The sequence below is a fragment of the Mammaliicoccus sciuri genome (genome assembly GCF_002901825.1).
GTDB classification, from domain to species: domain Bacteria; phylum Bacillota; class Bacilli; order Staphylococcales; family Staphylococcaceae; genus Mammaliicoccus; species Mammaliicoccus sciuri.
Genome location: NZ_PPQD01000034.1, coordinates 105184 through 123189, shown reverse-complemented (window position 1 = coordinate 123189; position 18006 = coordinate 105184). Strand labels below are relative to the sequence as shown.

The 18006-nt window shown below is 31.9% G+C and carries 20 protein-coding genes; 2 read left to right on the top strand and 18 right to left on the bottom strand.

All coding sequences use genetic code 11. The features are described 5' to 3' along the window. Positions 1-3: 3 nt before the first annotated feature. From ytpR to CD035_RS12045, 8 genes are all read right to left on the bottom strand, one after another. Entirely contained in the window at positions 4-609 is a 606-nt protein-coding gene (gene ytpR, locus CD035_RS12080) for a YtpR family tRNA-binding protein (RefSeq protein WP_048539563.1), read from the bottom strand. Between the two features lie 12 nt (positions 610-621). Further along, entirely contained in the window at positions 622-1500 is an 879-nt protein-coding gene (locus tag CD035_RS12075; protein ID WP_025905281.1) for a DUF1444 domain-containing protein, read from the bottom strand. Between the two features lie 155 nt (positions 1501-1655). Beyond that, positions 1656-1970 carry a thioredoxin family protein gene (locus CD035_RS12070; RefSeq protein ID WP_037588574.1) on the bottom strand — a complete coding sequence of 105 codons (315 nt, stop codon included), beginning with the start codon at positions 1968-1970 and terminating at the stop codon, positions 1656-1658. Beyond that, positions 1967-2983: a PTS transporter subunit IIC gene (locus CD035_RS12065; RefSeq protein WP_048539562.1), complete on the bottom strand. Its 1017-nt coding sequence runs from the start codon at positions 2981-2983 to the stop codon at positions 1967-1969. The genes CD035_RS12070 and CD035_RS12065 overlap by 4 nt, the downstream gene beginning before the upstream one ends. A gap of 87 nt (positions 2984-3070) precedes the next feature. After that, positions 3071-3799, bottom strand: coding sequence for an amino acid ABC transporter ATP-binding protein (locus CD035_RS12060; protein ID WP_048539561.1), 729 nt, complete (start codon positions 3797-3799; stop codon positions 3071-3073). Continuing rightward, the gene (locus CD035_RS12055) at positions 3796-4515 is read right to left on the bottom strand and encodes an amino acid ABC transporter permease (protein WP_048539560.1); all 720 of its coding nucleotides are present in this window, start codon (positions 4513-4515) and stop codon (positions 3796-3798) included. The genes CD035_RS12060 and CD035_RS12055 overlap by 4 nt, the downstream gene beginning before the upstream one ends. Continuing rightward, entirely contained in the window at positions 4496-5275 is a 780-nt protein-coding gene (locus CD035_RS12050) for an amino acid ABC transporter substrate-binding protein (RefSeq protein WP_048539559.1), read from the bottom strand. The genes CD035_RS12055 and CD035_RS12050 overlap by 20 nt, the downstream gene beginning before the upstream one ends. A gap of 87 nt (positions 5276-5362) precedes the next feature. Beyond that, complete coding sequence (locus tag CD035_RS12045) at positions 5363-6439, bottom strand: M42 family metallopeptidase (RefSeq protein WP_048539558.1); 1077 nt, start codon at positions 6437-6439, stop codon at positions 5363-5365. A 79-nt stretch (positions 6440-6518) separates the two neighbouring features. Here CD035_RS12045 and CD035_RS12040 point away from each other — a divergent pair, with 79 nt between their 5' ends. Continuing rightward, entirely contained in the window at positions 6519-6833 is a 315-nt protein-coding gene (locus CD035_RS12040) for a hypothetical protein (protein ID WP_048539557.1), read from the top strand. 63 nt (positions 6834-6896) lie between these two features. Here CD035_RS12040 and CD035_RS12035 read toward each other — a convergent pair whose 3' ends face one another. The 9 genes from CD035_RS12035 to CD035_RS11995 form a co-directional block, all read right to left on the bottom strand. Further along, positions 6897-8096 (bottom strand): MalY/PatB family protein, encoded by a 1200-nt coding sequence (locus tag CD035_RS12035; protein WP_048539556.1) that lies wholly within the window; start codon positions 8094-8096, stop codon positions 6897-6899. Further along, positions 8086-8928 (bottom strand): YtnP family quorum-quenching lactonase, encoded by an 843-nt coding sequence (locus CD035_RS12030; protein WP_107610373.1) that lies wholly within the window; start codon positions 8926-8928, stop codon positions 8086-8088. The genes CD035_RS12035 and CD035_RS12030 overlap by 11 nt, the downstream gene beginning before the upstream one ends. 133 nt (positions 8929-9061) lie before the next feature. Beyond that, positions 9062-9697 carry a tRNA (guanosine(46)-N7)-methyltransferase TrmB gene (trmB, locus tag CD035_RS12025; RefSeq protein ID WP_048539555.1) on the bottom strand — a complete coding sequence of 212 codons (636 nt, stop codon included), beginning with the start codon at positions 9695-9697 and terminating at the stop codon, positions 9062-9064. A gap of 13 nt (positions 9698-9710) precedes the next feature. Beyond that, positions 9711-10502, bottom strand: coding sequence for a phosphotransferase family protein (locus tag CD035_RS12020; protein ID WP_025905270.1), 792 nt, complete (start codon positions 10500-10502; stop codon positions 9711-9713). Between the two features lie 263 nt (positions 10503-10765). Further along, on the bottom strand, positions 10766-11614 hold the full coding sequence (gene dat / locus CD035_RS12015; RefSeq protein ID WP_048539554.1) for a D-amino-acid transaminase: 849 nt from the start codon (positions 11612-11614) through the stop codon (positions 10766-10768). After that, positions 11611-13029: a dipeptidase PepV gene (pepV, locus tag CD035_RS12010; RefSeq protein WP_048539553.1), complete on the bottom strand. Its 1419-nt coding sequence runs from the start codon at positions 13027-13029 to the stop codon at positions 11611-11613. Before pepV ends, dat begins: the two co-directional genes overlap by 4 nt. Positions 13030-13282: 253 nt before the next feature. Further along, positions 13283-13708, bottom strand: coding sequence for a YtxH domain-containing protein (locus tag CD035_RS12005; protein ID WP_048539552.1), 426 nt, complete (start codon positions 13706-13708; stop codon positions 13283-13285). 63 nt (positions 13709-13771) lie between these two features. Next, positions 13772-14479 (bottom strand): pseudouridine synthase, encoded by a 708-nt coding sequence (locus CD035_RS12000; protein WP_048539808.1) that lies wholly within the window; start codon positions 14477-14479, stop codon positions 13772-13774. A gap of 3 nt (positions 14480-14482) precedes the next feature. Further along, positions 14483-16117, bottom strand: a complete 1635-nt coding sequence (locus CD035_RS11995; RefSeq protein ID WP_048539551.1) for a putative polysaccharide biosynthesis protein — start codon at positions 16115-16117, stop codon at positions 14483-14485. A 122-nt stretch (positions 16118-16239) separates the two neighbouring features. Between CD035_RS11995 and CD035_RS11990 the strand changes: the two genes are divergently transcribed. After that, the gene (locus CD035_RS11990) at positions 16240-17499 is read left to right on the top strand and encodes a BaiN/RdsA family NAD(P)/FAD-dependent oxidoreductase (RefSeq protein WP_048539550.1); all 1260 of its coding nucleotides are present in this window, start codon (positions 16240-16242) and stop codon (positions 17497-17499) included. A gap of 192 nt (positions 17500-17691) precedes the next feature. Here CD035_RS11990 and CD035_RS11985 read toward each other — a convergent pair whose 3' ends face one another. After that, positions 17692-18003, bottom strand: coding sequence for a rhodanese-like domain-containing protein (locus tag CD035_RS11985; RefSeq protein ID WP_048539549.1), 312 nt, complete (start codon positions 18001-18003; stop codon positions 17692-17694). Positions 18004-18006: the final 3 nt, after the last annotated feature.

Genomic DNA, 18006 nt, shown 5'->3' with positions numbered 1-18006 from the left:
TCACTACCTTTCGTCTTCAAAGAATGGTGTTCCTACAGTATAACTATCATCTAGTACCATTATACCTTTTTCTTTTGGAGCACCTTCTAAATCAAGTTCTTTCATTGAACAAATCATACCACTAGAAGGAACACCACGTAATTCTGCATCTTTAATAATCATTCCACTAGGCATTACGGCTCCTACTTTAGCAACAACAACTTTTTGTTCTTGATCAATATTTGGAGCACCACATACAATTTGTAATGTTTCATTACCAACATCAACTTTACATACTGATAGTTTATCTGCATCAGGATGTTTTGATTTTTCAGATACGTATCCTACTACAAACTTAGGAGATAAATCAACGTCTAATTTATAATTAATATTACTTTTCTCTAGTAAGTCTTGAATACTATTAATGTGTTTCTCTTCAACTTTAATATTGCCATTGCCTTCTATTTGAACATATTTAGAAGCATTGAATATATTAAATCCAACAATTTTATCTTCACTTTTAATAATTGTTAAATCATTTTGATAATCATATTCTAATTCTTCAAATAAAGGTTCTAAAGTAACCATTAATACATCGCCAACACCATTTTTATTATAAAATAAATTCATTTCTCCTACTCCTTACAATCTTTTTTGATTATTTTTCATTTTTTTAAATATTTCTCTATTTTTTTCTAATCGCTCAATAACTTCTTGGTTTCTCTTACGAGAGTGATTTTTACCTAAAATAAATATTGGTTCCAAAGGTTTATCAGGTGTATAAGAGAATGATAATGATGTTATTGGCACTAAGCCATTTTGGAAGAATTGCATCGTCATTTGCGCTACAATATCATACCCAATTTCATTTTTAATATCACAAATCACCAGTACATCTTGGTGAGGTGTAGCTAATAACATTTCCCCTTCAATATTTTGATAAACATCTTTTAGGAATGTCTGATTGAGAATACGTGAAGCATCATATCCGTCATTCGTATTAATGAAATAGAATGTATTGCCTTGAACTTCATCAGACTTGTAAGTTGTTTTTCTCTTTTTAATATTGAATAACGCTTGCTCTTTAATTTGTTCTTTCGTTAAATTAAGTTCACTGAGCATAGACTCATCTATTAGTCTATAAGTATTACCTAAATCAAGCGCATAATATATATTTGTTTCAGCTGTATGTTCATCAATGACAAAAGGTGTACCTTCTTTCGTTTCTTTATGAAAACTAGTAGACCTTATGACAGGCAAGATTTCAATTTTATTAATTTCTTTATTGGATTCATCTTGCATTGCATTTATTGTTTCAGTGACGTAATAAACAATTTCGTCTATTGTTTTATTACCGTTATTTTTATATTTAGCAATAATCGGAGCTAATTTAACTGAAAGCCCTTTTTGATTATCTGTACGTTCAATTCTTAAACTTTCATTTTCCCTATCAAACTTAAAATTTGCATCTAAAGTTTTCAATCGGTCTTTTAATAAATCTCTCATTTGAAAGACATTCATACTTAACACTCCTATTTTTATACCTCTATATAGTTTACAACAAATCGCAGTTATGTAACAGTGATAAACATATTTAAATGAAGTTAAATAAAATAAAAAAGCAGGTAATTCGAAAATAAAAGAAACTTTTTTCGACCTGCTTTTTTTATATAATTTTAATTATTTAATCCATCAATAAATGCACTAATTTGTGGAATTGTTTTTCTTTCTTTACCAACGTATCTACCAAGTTCTTGACCGTTGTTATAAGCAATAAAACTTGGAATACCCATAACATCAACTTCTTGACATAAATCAATAAATTCATCACGATCAACTGATACGAATTGATATTGATTGTATTTCTCTTCAAGTCCAGGTAAATCAGGATCTATAAAATGACAATCCGGACACCAAGATGCTGTGAACATAAATATTGTGGGTTCGTTAATCAACGATTTGTATTCTTCGATTGACGTTAATTGTTTCATTTCTTTGCACTTCCTATCATTAATGTTTGTTGACCATCTTTAATTATATGATACTTCTTCAATAAATGATAAACAAATAAACTGATTACTGCAGGTAATAAGAAATGGAAGAAAGCAATTTGTAAGTATACTTCTGTCGTACTACCCATTGTTTTAATCGTCATAATTTGCCCTACAAGTCCACTTGAACCCATTCCAGCACCAGCAGCATTATTTTCCATTGGCCAAAAGACTGTCATAATTGGTGCTACAACAATACTTGCTACGACTGGTGGTATTAATATAAAGGGTTGCTTTAAATAATTTGGAATTTGAAGTTTACTTGTACCAATACCATGTGCAATAACGCCTGAAATACCATTATCCTTATAGCTTGTTACTGCAAATCCGATCATATGACAACATCCACCTATTGTAGCTGCTGCTGCCGCTGTTCCACTTAAGCCGAGCATTAACGCTAAAGCCGCACTTGAGATTGGACTACTTAGTGTAAGACCAACAATAAGACTAACGAATATCCCCATTAATAAAGGTTGTTGATCAGTACTTAATTGTATCCAATTTCCTAATGCTTTCATAAATGCATCGATAAATGGCGCTATAAACTTTGCAATAGCTGCACCTATAAATAACGTTAAAATCGGTGATAAAATAATATCTATTTTAGTTTTGCCTGAATATAATCTTCCGAGTTCACTCGCAAATACTGAAGATAAATAACTTCCTACAGCGCCACCTTGTTCATATCCATACATGCCTGTTACTGCAGTTGTAAATATAATGAGTGGTGATGCGCCTAAACCATAACTAACTGCTACCCCTACCCCAGCACCTGTTAAAGTTTGAGCTAACTTGCCTATTTCTATCATAATTGATGTATCAAAATATGTATTTAATGATTGGCCTAAAGTTTCAATAATAAGTCCAACAATTAATGTACTAAACAAACCTAAAGCCATATAACTTAAACCATCTATAATTGTTCGATTAAAAAAAGATTTTACGCGTTCCATTTATTCACACTCCTTAAATGGATTATACAATAAAAAATACACATGTCATTATTTAAATTAAAATAATAACATGTGTATTTAGAAACTTTATACTTCTATAACATTTAGAAATTTCTTCAATGCGTCTGTCTTCGGTTGAGTAAACATCTCTTCCGGTTTACCTTCTTCACCAATTAAACCATCATGAATAAAAATCATTCTATCAGAAACTTCTCTTGCAAATCTCATTTCATGTGTAACAATGACCATCGTCATACCTTCATTAGCTAAATCTTTAATAACTTTTAATACATCATTCACTAACTCTGGGTCTAATGCTGATGTCGGTTCGTCAAACAACATGACTTTAGGATTCATTGCCAATGCTCTAGCAATCGCCACACGTTGTTGTTGACCACCAGATAAAGCATGAGGTCTTTGATCTTTAACACTTTCTAATCCTACTTTTTCTAAAAGTTGAAGTGCTTCGTCATATGCTTTTTGCTTATTTACTTTTTTAACAGTAATTAAACCTTCCATAACATTTTCAATTGCTGTTTTATGTGGAAACAAGTTGTAATTTTGAAACACCATACCTGATTGTTTACGTACTTTAATTTGTGACTTCTTATTATCTGCTGTGTACGTTTCGCCATTAACAACTACAGTACCTTCAGTCGGAATTTCCAATGCATTCATCATTCTCAATAAAGTTGTCTTACCCGAACCTGATCTTCCAATTAAAGTAATCACTTCACCTTTATCTACTGAAAGATTAATCCCTTTGATGACTTCTTTATCATTAAATGATTTTTTAATATTTTGAAGTTCAATCATGAACGATACCCTCTTTCAATATAAGATTCATAGTAAGATTGAACGATTGATATGATAAAACATACGATCCAATATAATATCGCTACTAGTAAATAAATCGTTAAGAATTCATATGTTGTAGATGCTACTTCTTGCGCTTTTCTAAACATTTCTGCTACTAAAATAAACCCAAGTAAAGACGTATCTTTAATTAAGCTTAAGAATGTATTACCTAATGCAGGTACTGAAACTCTAATTGCTTGAGGTAATATAATTCTTTGTACAGTTTGTTTATAATTCATACCAATCGAGTAGGCAGCTTCAGTTTGACCTTTCGGAATAGACATAATTCCACCTCTTAAAATCTCAGATGCGTATGCACCTACATTAAGAGAAAGGCCAATTATCGCAGCTATGACAGGTGACAAAGTCAATTGATTGTCTGCATTTCCTGTTGCCAATCTACCAATCTCAGGGATTCCGTAAAAGATAATGAATAATTGAACAATCATAGGTGTACCACGAATGATTGAAACATAAAAACGTGCAATCCCTTTTAGAACTTTACTACTTGATATACGCATTAATGCTGTAACTAATGCCAAGATTAAACCAAGCACAAAAGTAACTAAAGTAATAGGAATAGAATATTTAACTAGACCCTCTAACATCGGTAGAAATGCTTGTTTGGCAGCATTTAATGCATGAAGTTGCTCATCATTTAGGCTCTGAAACATTAGCGCCAAACCATTTCTTACTTATTTTTTCTAATTCGCCATTATCTTTTAAAGTTTTTAGACCTTTATTAAAATCTTTAATCACTTTGTCATCTTCTTTTTTACTAAATGTAAATGCAGATTGACTTTGTTCTGCATCACCTTGAATTGCTTTTATTTTAGCGTTAGGTTTTTGCTTTTTATAATCTAAATATGAAATATTATCATTAAAAGTACCTTCAACACGATTTGATTGTAATAAATCCATCGCTTGGTTGAAGCCGTCTACTTTAGTAATATCTGCACCTTTAGACTTTGCAAGTTTACCATAGTTAGATGTTAAAGTTTGTGCTAATTTTTTACCTTTAACGTCGTCGAATGATTTGATGTCTTTATTATTCTCATTTACTACTAATACACCATTTGAATAAGTGTATGGATCTGAGAATTTATATTTTGCTTTTCTTTCATCGTTGATACCAACTTGGTTAGCAATCATGTCAAAACGTCCTGAATCTAACCCAGCAAACATTGAATCCCATTGTGTTTCTTTAAATTCAACTTTGTATCCCATTTCTTTAGCAACTGCTTTTGTTACTTCTACATCATATCCAGTTAACTTATCATTTTTGTCATGAAAGCTAAATGGAGAATACGTACCTTCTGTACCTACTACAATTGTTTTATCATCTTTCTTACTACTTTCTTTCTTGTCGTTGCTGTTTCCACATGCAGCTAACACAACAATTAATGCAATAATTAAAAATATACCCTTTTTCATATATACATCCCTCTATTCTTAGTATCCAAATCGGAATAAACATATTTTAGACCGAATTACAACTACTGTCAATTACTAAAATCTGGACTATTTAAATTTCAAATATTCAATCTTTTCTGAACTTAAATTTAACACGATTTCATTAAGTAATAATTTTGCACTTTCATAATCTCTTGCATCGTAAATAGCTTTACTTGTATGGATATATCTAGCACAAACACCTATTACCGCAGTTGGGATACCTGTTAGAGCTTTATGAATTTCTCCACCATCAGTACCACCTGGTGATTGGAAGTATTGATGATTAATTTCTTTTTCTTCAACCATTTCAATTAAATAATCTCTCATTCTTTCAGATAAAATCATCGTACGATCTAATATTCTAATTAATACACCTTTTCCTAAAGCACCAGATAAGCCGACATGTCCTTTCATATCATTTGCAGGTGAACAATCCACAACTAATGCTAAATCTGGTTTGATTAAATTCACACTTGCTGAAGCACCTCTTAAACCAACTTCTTCCTGAACATTTGCACCTACATATAAATCGACATCAAGCTCTTCATCTTTAACGGCTTCCAATAACTCTAATCCAACTAAACAACCATATCTATTGTCCCATGCTTTAGCGAGTATTCTATTCTCTGTAAGTTGTTCAAAATTCGTACTTGGAACAATTGTATCACCAATTTTAATGCCCATTTCTTTTAATTGATCAATGCTTTCTGCACCAACATCTAAAAGCATATCTTCAATAGATACACCTGACTCTTTACCAGTTCTAAAATGTTTAGGGATACTGCCAACTACGCCGTTATAGTATTTACCGTCACGAGTTTTTAACTGTAGTGTTTGTGATAACCATACATCTGATGACACACCGCCAAGTGGTGTGAACTTTAACATACCCTCTTTTGTCATTTCAGTAACCATAAAGCCAATTTCATCCATATGAGCTGCTACTAATACTTTAGGAGCATTTTCTTTTTTAGATTTTTTCACACCATAAATACTGCCCATATTATCACCGATAATTTCATCAACAAATGGTGCCATTTTTTCTTTTAAATATTCACGTACTTCATTTTCAAATCCAGGTACAGCATGTAATTCTGTTAATACTTTCATTCTATTAAGTGTTTCTTGTCTAATTTGTGTCATTGTAAATCTCCTTATTGAAATATTTATCTATCGTTCAGTCTTTGTGTTAAACTTAACTTAAATAGAAGGAGGCATGGTCATGCAGAACAATAAGTTACGCTTTTTCATTTTATTATTGTCCGTTTTTACTGGTATAGGTATTGTTGCTTCTATCGTATATGCTAAGCAATATAAGCCATATAGTTGTGAAGAAATCCTTAAACAAGTCAAAGCAGAATTTAATAATGTTGAAGCCTCTTATATATTACATATCCCAAAGACCTACCAAAAATTCGGCATTGAAACTAAAGTTGTACATGGTGGTATTACCGTTAATAATGATGGTAAACAAGTTCACTATGAATTTATCGCCGATGCCTTTAATGGCCAAGTTATTGATATATTTGAAATTTAATAAGCTTAAAAAGATGAGTCTGAGTGATTAATTTAAACCTCAGACTCTTTTTTTAACTGAAAATTATTCAACTTCACCGTGATCTAGTGCATCGAATGATTTTTTAATAGATTCTAAACCACTTCTTAATTTTTCTTCGCTACAAGCTAAATTCATTCTGAAATGATGACTTTCTCCGAGCTCGTAGGAATGGCCGATCCCTGTTGCAAGTTTCCCTACAGATTGCAATGCTTTTTGAACATCACTTTCTATGTAACCACTTTTAGAAAAGTCTACCCAAGCTAAATATGTCGATTCAGGTTTGATAAACGATAACTGATCAGACATTTCACTTTTAATAAATTCATCTAAGATAGTCATATTCTTTTCAATATGATTATTTAATTGATCTACCCATTCACCTGCTTCATTATAGGCTACTTTAACTGCTTCAACAGCCAATGTATTTGCAGCTGACAATCCATAATATGTTGCCAATTTACGATTGAATTGTAATGTGAAATAACGATGTTTTGTAATCATATAACTACTTGCTAAACTTGCTAAATTAAATGTTTTACCTAAACCAGTGACAACAAGAATTGGAGAATCTAAAGTCATTTCATTTGTCATTGAATAGAATCCATTTTCACTTCTCACAAAATCCATATGAATTTCATCAGAAACAATAAAGACACCATGTCTTTCACACACATCTTTCATAAATGCACATTCTTCTTTCGTCCAAACTTTACCTGTTGGATTATGAGGGCTACACAGTACTAACACTTTAACATCATCACGTACTGCCATTTCTTCAAATTGTTCTTTATCTAACTCATAACCGTTATCCGTTGCAACTAATGGAGATTCGACGGCCACTCTTTTATTACCTTCAATTAAATTTAAAAAGGCATTATATGAAGGTGTATGTATTAACACACCTTCACCTTCTTTCGTAAACTCACGTATAACTTCAGTTACAGTAAACAAAATACTCGGAACATAATATATATCATTCTTTTGGATATTTACAGAAAATCTCGTTTTGTACCAATTTTTAATCGCACTTAAGTATGCTTCTTGTTTCCACACTAAATACCCGAAATGTGCTTGATCTAATTTGTTTTTCAAATGGTTGATAATAAAATCAGGTGTCTTAATATCCATATCTGCAATCCAAAATGGTTCTAAGTTCTCATAATCATAAACTTTACGTTGTCCATCATATGCTACTGTTGCTGTTCCCCTTCTATCAATCACTTCATCAAAATTATATTTCAATTAAATCATCCCTTCTCATTTCTTCTTTAATTCCCTTCGTTTGTTCATCAAGTTTGAGCGCAAAATAATTGGCATCATGATAGAACACGAACCAATAATCTTCTTTAATATATCTTTGTAAAAGTCTCTCCTTAGCATTTATGGAATCCATTGGATAATCATCATAGGCTGTAACCCATAAAGGATTAAGATGAGCTAATGTAGGCAAGATATCAGCCATATGCACAGCTTTCATATCATTACTTTCAATTTCAATGACACTATGACCAGCACTATGACCACCAGTATGTATCATTTTAATACCTGGAACGATTTCCATCGAATCCACAAATGTTACAACTTGATGTTCAATACCTTTATAATTTTGTTCCCAATATGTAGCGCTACTTCTTATATTTGGGGCTCTCAATTCATTCCATTCAATTTGTGATGTATAAATTGTTGCATTTTTAAATACTGATTGACCATCTGTAGTTGTCAGGCCACAAGCATGATCAAAATGCATATGAGACATTAAAACTATATCAATATCATCAATGGTCAAATTAAATTGCTTTAATGAGTTACTTATATCACTTTCATAAGTTGTACCATAGTTTCTTTTTTGTTTGTCTGTTAATTTACCATTACCTATCCCAGCATCAATTATTATATTGTGTTCATCTGTTTGAACGAATATTGGATGTGTTACGAGAGGTATTTGATTAAGTTCATTAGGTGGGTATTTTTTACTCCACAACGCTTTTGGGACCACACCAAACATTGCACCACCATCCATTTGAGTAATACCACCTTGTAATGGATATAATTTAAATTCACCTATATTTAACAAGAAATTCCCCTCCAATCATTTATTATTATTTTATCACTAATTAGAGTAATGAACATCTTTGATGATTACTACAACACATTAGTTAAAAAAGACGTAAAAAAAGAAGTTAGAATCAAAAGCGATTCCAACTTCCTTATTTAAAGCTTGCTTCCATACGATAGATTCTAAAGCCTCTACTAGAGAATTTATCTTCATATTCAGTACGGATATTATCTTCAGGCTCATCTTCATGTAAATTCAAATTAATATAATTAAATGACATACCATATTGAGACATACTTTCTAAACTATACTCAAATAACCCTTGATTATCTGTTTTGAAATGTATTTGCCCATCTTTATTCAAAATGTGTTGATAAATTTCTAAAAAGCTAGAAAAAGTTAATCTTCTTTTAGCATGTCTTGTCTTAGGCCATGGATCAGAAAAATTCAAATAAATTCTTGAAACTTCATTCTCAACAAAATACTCTGTTAATAATTTAGCATCTTGATTAATCAATTTAATATTGTTTAATTCCATTTCTTTAACTTTTTCAAGAACACGGACCATAACATTTTTATCTTTTTCAATTGCTACGTAATTGATATTAGGATTCTGTTTAGCAGTCTCAGTAATAAATCTACCCATACCAGTTCCGACTTCAATATGAATGGGTTGATCTTTATCAAACCATTCTGCCATCTTATATTGATGATTAAGATCTACATCTACTATATTGGGATGATCCTTTAAGAAATCATCAGCCCAAGGTTTATTTCTCATTCTCATTCAAAGTTACTCCTTATATAAATACATTTCTTGTCATCACTTCATTTAAGAAGTGTAACCAATCATTCATATCTTTATAACGTTTTTTCTCTTCATACCACTCTACCATTGCGATAGCTTGAATTAATGTATACCACTTCATACGTTTCTTTAAATCGTGCGTATCATTAATGCCATACATACTTAGCCAATCTGACCAATCTTTCTCATCAACATAAGTATATAATATCATTCCGATATCAATAGCAGGATCAGCAATCATTGCACCTTCCCAATCTACTAAGAAAAGTTCGTCTTGATCAGATAAAAGCCAATTATTGTGATTTACATCTCCATGTATGACTGTATAGAATCTACTGTCTAATGTTGGCATGTTATCTTCTAGATATAACAATGCCTTTCTCACAGTGCGATTAGACAATACATGTCGTGACAATGAGCTGTTAATTTTATTAAATAAAATCTCTGGATGCATAGGTTTCATTTCCATACGTTTAAGCATATTTAATAATTGTTTAGAAGAATGTATTTTTTTCAGAAGTTTGGCAACTCGGTTAGAATTCATTTCATCTTGGACTAACTCTCTACCATTTTTCCAATGTTGTGCAGTCACAACTTCTCCTGTTTCGATTCTTTTAGTCCAAACTAATTTTGGAACGATACCTTCAGCAGATAACGCTGTTAAGAAAGGACTTGAATTACGTTTTAGGAAGAGCTTGCGGCCATCTTGTTCTGCCATATATGCTTCACCAGATGCACCACCTGCTGAGTCTAATGTCCAACCTAACTGATAAAAATGTTCCAACCTATCCACCTCACTTTCAATTAAAGAAAAAGAAAAAGACTCAAGAATATTGTTTTTCAAGAGTCATATTTTAATCTTAAAAATTTTTGTTTTATTTTTGTAATTTTAGTGCGCTTGATATAAATTTTATTATCTTTCGGTTAAGATTTCAACCTCATAAATGAAAACTTTGGAGTATTTTGAACCTATTCATATACAATAAGTCTTATAAATTCAGTATCCACTTGAATTACTTAAGATATTAAAATTACACTAAAAAATTTTTATGATTTTGACTCTATATAATTATTAAATGCATTTTGTAATTGCTTCGTAATTTGTCCGACTTTTCCGTCACCTATTTTTTGATCATTTACTTGCACAACTGGCATTACTTCAATAGATGTACTTGAAATAATCACTTCATCAGCATCATTTAAGAAATCTAATGTAAATGATTCTTCAATAAATGGAATATTTAAATCGTCAGCTAATTCTTTTATAACACGTCTAGTAATACCATTAAGAATTAAATTATTTGCAGGATGTGTATAAATTTTGCCACCTTTTATCGCATAAACATTGCTTGAACTACCTTCAGTAACTGTTTCACCTCTATGCATGATCGCTTCAGCTGCATCATTTTGTGTAGCTTTCTCTTTTGCTAACACGTTACCTAATAAGTTCAAACTCTTAATATCACATCTTAACCATCTGATATCTTCAACTGTTATAGTTTTAACGCCATTTTCTAATTCGTCGTATGGTCTGTCATAGCTTTTAGAAAAAGCTGAGAATACAGGCTTTGTACTAGCATCAGGAAACGGGTGATTTCGAGGCGCAACACCACGTGTCACTTGAATATACACGCCACCATTTACAACATTATTCTTTGCTGCTAATTCTTTCGTCACTTCTGTTAAACCTTCAACAGAGTATGCGTCTAAATTAAGTCCAATTTCTTTGGCACTTCTAAATAATCTTTCATAGTGCTCTTTAGATGTGAATACCTTGCCTTCATATATACGTATGTATTCATATATGCCATCACCAAAGTTATAACCTCTATCAGAATAGCTAATCTTACCTTCAGATTCATCAACAAACTCATCATTTATATAAATATAATTCATTCATCATCACCCTTTACACAGACATTGTATATAGCTTCTAAATAAATTGCAGTTGCATTAAATAATTGTTTTTTCGTGATATATTCATTTTTTTGGTGCATTAAATCTTCAGATTCTTTAAACATGGCACCAAATGCCACACCTTTATCTAAGTTTCTAGCATATGTCCCCCCACCGATTGTAAATGGCTCGGACTGATCACCTGTTTGATTGCGATATGCTGATAATAGCTTTTCGATAAATGGATCGTTTTTATCTACATAATGCGGAACTTGGTGTTTATCCATTTCAATTTCGAAGCCTTTTTCTTTCACTTCTTCAGAAAAACGAGACATTGATTGGTCGAAATTAAAGCCTTCGGGATATCTTAAATTAATACCAAATTGACCACCATCTACATCTGTATAACTCATAATACCTGTATTAGTCGTCACTTCCCCCATTTCTTCCGTAGCAAACTTCATACCCATTTTTTCACCTTTTGGAGAATCAACTAAATATTCATTTGCAAATTTCACATATGAGCTCGCGTATTTATCTAAATTTAATTCATTTAAGAATTGAATAAGATATAAGCCAGCATTCACTCCTAATGTAGGATCCATACCATGAGCTGATTTACCGTGAACAACGATGTTTAAGAAACCTTCATCAATTGTCGTTTCGCCTTCAATCTCATGTTCATTTAAAAATGATTCGAATTTCTGAACAACATTCGTCATTTGTTCTTTTATAAGTAATTTAGCTTGAGCAGTATCTGGTACCATATTGAATCTTTCACCTGAGAAGAATGCTTTGAGCTCTACTTCAGGCTCATCATTATCTTCCACATATCCAGATTGAGTGATGTTGAATGTTACAATCCCTTTTTCTCCATGAATTAAAGGGAATTCTGCATCTGGTGCAAAACCTACAGAAGGCATTTCTTCTGTTTCAAAATAACGATCTGTACATTTCCAATCAGATTCTTCGTCAGTACCTACAATAATATGTATTCTTTTTTTCCATTCGACTTTCATATCTTCAAGTATCTTAACGGCATAGTATGCTGCAATTGTTGGTCCTTTGTCATCAAGTGTACCTCTTGCAATGATTGCATCTTCAGTTTCTACAGGTTCAAACGGATTATAATCCCATCCAGCACCTGCTGGCACAACATCAACATGGCAAAGTATACCTAATAAATCATCACCTTTACCCGCTTCAATTCTACCTGCAATATTATCTATATCAACATGAGAAAATCCATCTCTTTCTCCTAACTTGTACATATAATTTAACGCTTCTTTTGGACCTGGTCCAACTGGCGCATCGTATGTACTTGCTGCATCATCTCTAACACTTTCGATGCTTAATAGCCCCTTTAAATCATTTATAATATCTTGTTCATATTCTTTAATTTTATTTCTCCACATCGAAAATCATCTCTTTCTTAACTTGAATAGTTATCTATATAATACATGATATTTTTGTAAATATGAAATAGAATTACCGATAAATTTTTAATTTTTTATACATAAAGTTATTTCCTTTTACGTACGACTAAAGTCTTATATAAAAATATTTTTTTGAATCTTATTATTTCCCGACAAGATGAAAGTTGTTAACAAAAAAACTAGGACAAATAAGTTGCCCTAGTTTTAGTCAATATTGAACATAAGGAGAAAATTATTTCTTCAAATCTTCTTCTGTAACAACTCTTAAATTGTTGTTTGCAGTTCCGCCTTCATCGTCAAATTTAGCTTCTCTTTGTTCAGTTGGATCTTCATCTTCTTTTTTTAGACGAGATTTAGCATTTGATGCATAACCTTTTGGATCTTCTTTTGCTTTTTGGAATTCATTTTTCGCTTTTTCTTTAGCTGACTCTTTATAAGAAGTTGGATCTTCTTTATATTTAGAGTACTCGTCTTGTGCTTTACCTTTTAGTTCGTTTGCTTTTTGCTTAGCATTTTCTTTGTAATTCTCTGGATCTTCTTTATATTTCCCGTATTCATTTTTTAATTTATCTCTATTTTCTTTTTTAGATAAGACAACTGCTGCTGCAGTTCCACCTAATACTACTAACGTTCTAAATAATCCTGCTTTTTTAGCCATTTGTATCCACCTCTATTTAATTAATAGTTATTATAATACCCCGAGAAAATCTTTCTAAACATTTTAAACAGATAAATTTAAAAGTTTAAAATCTTCTTCTAACAAATGCCTATACTCACCAAGTTCTAAACGTTCATCAAGTTCTAAATCAGCTATTTGAACACGTTTTAAATACGTTACTTCACAACCAATCGCATGAAACATTCTCTTAACTTGGTGGAATTTACCTTCATAAATCGTAACATAAGCTATAGACTCTTCTCCATTTTCTACAATTTCTAATTCACTTGGAGAAGATGTAAAGTCACCTAAATCTATGCCTGCTTTAAAAATATCTATTGCATCATCTGAAATGTGACCAGACACTTCAACATAATACTTTTTAGCGACTTTTTGTTTTGGACTCATAAGTTGATGCGAGAATTTACCATCGTTTGTTAGAAGTAATAAACCTTCTGTATCTTTATCTAAACGACCAACCGGAAATAAATCTAAGTGCATATATTCTGGGACAATATCAATGACTGTTTCATGTTCATCATCTTCTGTCGCTGAAACAAATCCAGCTGGCTTATTCATCATTAAATATACAACTGGTTCATATTCTATCGGGATATCATCAAATGTTATAACATCATCTTCTGGATTAATATGCATTTCAGGTTTCTTAACGATCTCATCATTAACGGAAACAAGATTTTTCTTTAGAAACTTTTTAACTTCTTTTCTTGTTCCGATACCTGAATTTGCTAAAAATTTATCTAATCTCATCATTTACACCCACTTAATTTTGCGTCTAATTTTAGCAGTCAAATCACCTAAAAATTCATCCGCTAGACGTGAACGCATTGTTAAATAACCATATACAATTACACCTACACATCCACCGACAATTAGCGTAATCAGCGCACCTAATTTTGATGTTGGATCAATGATTAGTGACACAATAAAGAAACTTAACTCAACGAATAATACCATGATTATAGTATAGAAAGTAATTCTTAACGTATGGTAAATTGTGATATTAAATTTAAAGTCTGCATATTTATATAGGACGACACAATTTAATATAACAGCTACTAGTAATGCGATTGCCGTACCAATGACAGCACCTAATGTATGAAATACCATAATTAGTGGTAAGTTTATAACTGCTTTGATAACTAATGAAGCAATAACGATCCAAACTGTTAAAGCTTGTTTATCAATACCTTGTAACATTGAAGCTGTTACTGATAATAATGCAATTAAAATACTAACTGGTGCATACCAGAATAATATTTCTGTACCCATTGGATTATAACTATAGAACACATTATATAAAGGCTGTGCTAATACCATAATGCCAAGTGATGCTGGAACTGTTAAATATAGCAATACGCCTAATGATTTTCTAATTTGATGATGCATTGCATCAATTCTACCTGAATTATATGTGTTCGTAATAAATGGAACTAAACTCACTGCAAATCCTGCTGCAAGAGATGTTGGAATCATAACAATTTTATTAGTTGTCATGCTCAGCATTGTGAAATAAATATCTTGTAATTCACTACCTACACCTGCCATCGCTAATCCAGTATTATGTGTAAATTGGTCGATTAAGTTTATAATCGGGAAACATAAACTTACAATTACAAATGGTATACTGTATTTAATGATTTCTTTATATATTTTGATATACGAAACATCAATATCACTTGTATCTTGTTCAACTTCTGCTTTTATTAAATGTCTTCTCTTCATCCAAAAATAAAGTAAAGTCAATAATGCAATAATTGCACCGATACCTGCAGCAAATGTTGCAACTTGGTTGGCCATTAACACAGAACCGTCCATTACATTTAATACAATATAACTTCCGCCAAGTATAAATGCGATACGCGCTACTTGTTCAGTTACTTCAGATACAGCTGTTGGACCCATTGAATTAAATCCTTGGAAGATACCTCTCCATGTTGCAAGTAATGGAATAAATAATACAACAAAACTAATTGTTCTAATAACAGTTGTAATTTCTTCTATACTCCAACCGCCTTCTATGCCACCTTTATTCGCTAATGTTAATTGAGCAATAGTTGGTGATAAGAAATAAAGTAATAAAAATCCGATAAATCCTGATACTGTCATAACTAAAAAGCTTGACCGGTACAATTTTCTACTTACTTTATAAGCACCTAATGCGTTATATTTAGATACATATTTCGCAGCTGCTAAAGGAACGCCCGCAGTTGCTATTGTTATCATGATTGTGTATGGTTGATAAGCATATGTAAATGGAGCAAGATTTTTTTCATCGCCTATAATAGCGTAAAAAGGTATTAAATAAAGAATACCAATTACTTTTGTTATTAAAATACTTGCAGTAAGCAGGAAGGTTCCCCTTACTAGCGCTTTACTTTCTGACATAATTTCATCCCTATCTAATTTACTTTTAAATTTAATAATAACAGGTTTATTTCTATTCTACTACTTTTTTAAAGACACATTATTCGTTAAAATATTATTACATCGATTTATGGAGGTAACTTATGTATCATACAATAATTATCGGCGCTGGACCTAGTGGTTTAATGGCCGCATATAGTGCAAGTTCAAATGGTAAAAACGTCTTGCTACTCGAAAAGAAAAAAGGCTTAGGACGAAAGCTCCGCATATCTGGTGGCGGTAGATGTAATGTTACGAACCGCTTACCTTATGAAGAAATTATAAAAAACATTCCTGGTAATGGAAAATTCTTATATAGTCCATTTTCAACATTCGACAATGAATCAATTATACAATTTTTTGAATCTAGATCTGTACAATTAAAAGAAGAAGATCACGGTCGAATGTTCCCTGTTTCTAATCGCGCTCAAGATGTTGTTGATGCACTAGTTGATTCCATTAAACAAAATGGTGTAGAAATACGCCAAGAAACTACAGTATCATCTATTGAAAGTGAAAATCAACAAATAACAGGCGTCACTCTACAAGATGGTACATTTATTCCTTCAAAGGCTGTTATCATCGCATCAGGTGGTTGCAGTGTGCCACATACTGGATCGACAGGAGATGGGTATAAATTCGCTGAGAATTTAGGACATTCTATAACAGAACTATTTCCAACAGAAGTACCGATCAAATCAAGTGAACCATTCATTAAAAACAAAACACTACAAGGATTAAGTTTACAAAATGTTGGACTATCCGTACTCAAAAAAAATGGTAAACCTAGAATCACACATCAAATGGACATGTTATTTACACATTTTGGTATTTCAGGACCTGCAGCATTAAGATGTAGTCAATTTGTGTATAAAGAACAAAAATCTCAAAAGAAAACAGACATACAAATGTCTATAGATGCCTTTCCAGAAATCAAAACACATGACTTAGAACAACAAATTGTAAAAAAACTAAAAGACGAACCTAATAAAGCGATTAAAAATGCACTAAAAGGACTAGTCCAAGAAAGATATTTACATTTTATCTTACAACAGTCAAGTATTGATTTAGATGTGACATACCATCACCTATCTCAACAAGCCATCCGAACATTCGTGGAAAACCTTAAATCATTTACATTCACAGTAAATGGTACACTCCCACTTGATAAAGCTTTTGTAACAGGTGGCGGTGTTAATATTAAAGAAATCGAACCCAATACAATGGCATCCAAAATATGTGCTGGGCTTTACTTCTCAGGTGAAGTACTAGATATCCATGGGTATACAGGTGGCTATAATATTACGAGCGCTCTTGTCACTGGGTATGTAGCAGGCTATAATGCCGCACAATTTAATGATTAAAATTCTATAGAATGTATATAGTTTGGTGTTTGTTATGTGGTGTACTTATTTACAAAACTGCTTGGATTTGTTACTAACGGAGGCCTTATTTACAAAACTACTTGGAATTGTTACTAACTTTAACCTATATTATATTCACACATTATTTAAGGCTGAGACATTTTAAATGTCTCAGCCTTATCTATTTCTTCATTAAACTCTTTTGTTTTCTAAACCATCGTCGCCCCACTCATTCATGCCGCCTTCTACGTTTACTGCATCAATGTCGTGGTCATTTAAATAATCAACTACTCGAGCACTTCTAACGCCACCTGCACAAACAATATAATATGTTTGGTCTTTAGAGAAATGATTTAATTCATTTGGAATTTCTCCCATTGGAATATGCTTAGCGCCAGGGATTACACCTAATGCTACTTCATGATCTTCTCTCACATCAACTATATTAATTGGATTATTAGATGTAATTTTGTTTGCTAATTCTGTTACTGTAATTTCTTTCATAAC

Bases quoted from the DNA above. Each gene is read 5' to 3' on its own strand.
- CD035_RS11995 (WP_048539551.1), bottom strand. From the start codon at position 16,117: ATGTCAGAAAGTAAAGCGCTAGTAAGGGGAACCTTCCTGCTTACTGCA.
- CD035_RS12065 (WP_048539562.1), bottom strand. From the start codon at position 2,983: ATGGAACGCGTAAAATCTTTTTTTAATCGAACAATTATAGATGGTTTA.
- CD035_RS12045 (WP_048539558.1), bottom strand. From the start codon at position 6,439: ATGACACAAATTAGACAAGAAACACTTAATAGAATGAAAGTATTAACA.
- ytpR (WP_048539563.1), bottom strand. From the start codon at position 609: ATGAATTTATTTTATAATAAAAATGGTGTTGGCGATGTATTAATGGTT.
- CD035_RS12055 (WP_048539560.1), bottom strand. From the start codon at position 4,515: ATGTTTCAGAGCCTAAATGATGAGCAACTTCATGCATTAAATGCTGCC.
- CD035_RS12000 (WP_048539808.1), bottom strand. From the start codon at position 14,479: ATGAGATTAGATAAATTTTTAGCAAATTCAGGTATCGGAACAAGAAAA.
- dat (WP_048539554.1), bottom strand. From the start codon at position 11,614: ATGAATTATATTTATATAAATGATGAGTTTGTTGATGAATCTGAAGGT.
- CD035_RS12040 (WP_048539557.1), top strand. From the start codon at position 6,519: ATGCAGAACAATAAGTTACGCTTTTTCATTTTATTATTGTCCGTTTTT.
- CD035_RS12070 (WP_037588574.1), bottom strand. From the start codon at position 1,970: ATGAAACAATTAACGTCAATCGAAGAATACAAATCGTTGATTAACGAA.
- CD035_RS12005 (WP_048539552.1), bottom strand. From the start codon at position 13,708: ATGGCTAAAAAAGCAGGATTATTTAGAACGTTAGTAGTATTAGGTGGA.
- CD035_RS12075 (WP_025905281.1), bottom strand. From the start codon at position 1,500: ATGAATGTCTTTCAAATGAGAGATTTATTAAAAGACCGATTGAAAACT.
- CD035_RS12050 (WP_048539559.1), bottom strand. From the start codon at position 5,275: ATGAAAAAGGGTATATTTTTAATTATTGCATTAATTGTTGTGTTAGCT.
- trmB (WP_048539555.1), bottom strand. From the start codon at position 9,697: ATGAGAATGAGAAATAAACCTTGGGCTGATGATTTCTTAAAGGATCAT.
- CD035_RS11990 (WP_048539550.1), top strand. From the start codon at position 16,240: ATGTATCATACAATAATTATCGGCGCTGGACCTAGTGGTTTAATGGCC.
- CD035_RS12060 (WP_048539561.1), bottom strand. From the start codon at position 3,799: ATGATTGAACTTCAAAATATTAAAAAATCATTTAATGATAAAGAAGTC.
- CD035_RS11985 (WP_048539549.1), bottom strand. From the start codon at position 18,003: ATGAAAGAAATTACAGTAACAGAATTAGCAAACAAAATTACATCTAAT.
- pepV (WP_048539553.1), bottom strand. From the start codon at position 13,029: ATGTGGAGAAATAAAATTAAAGAATATGAACAAGATATTATAAATGAT.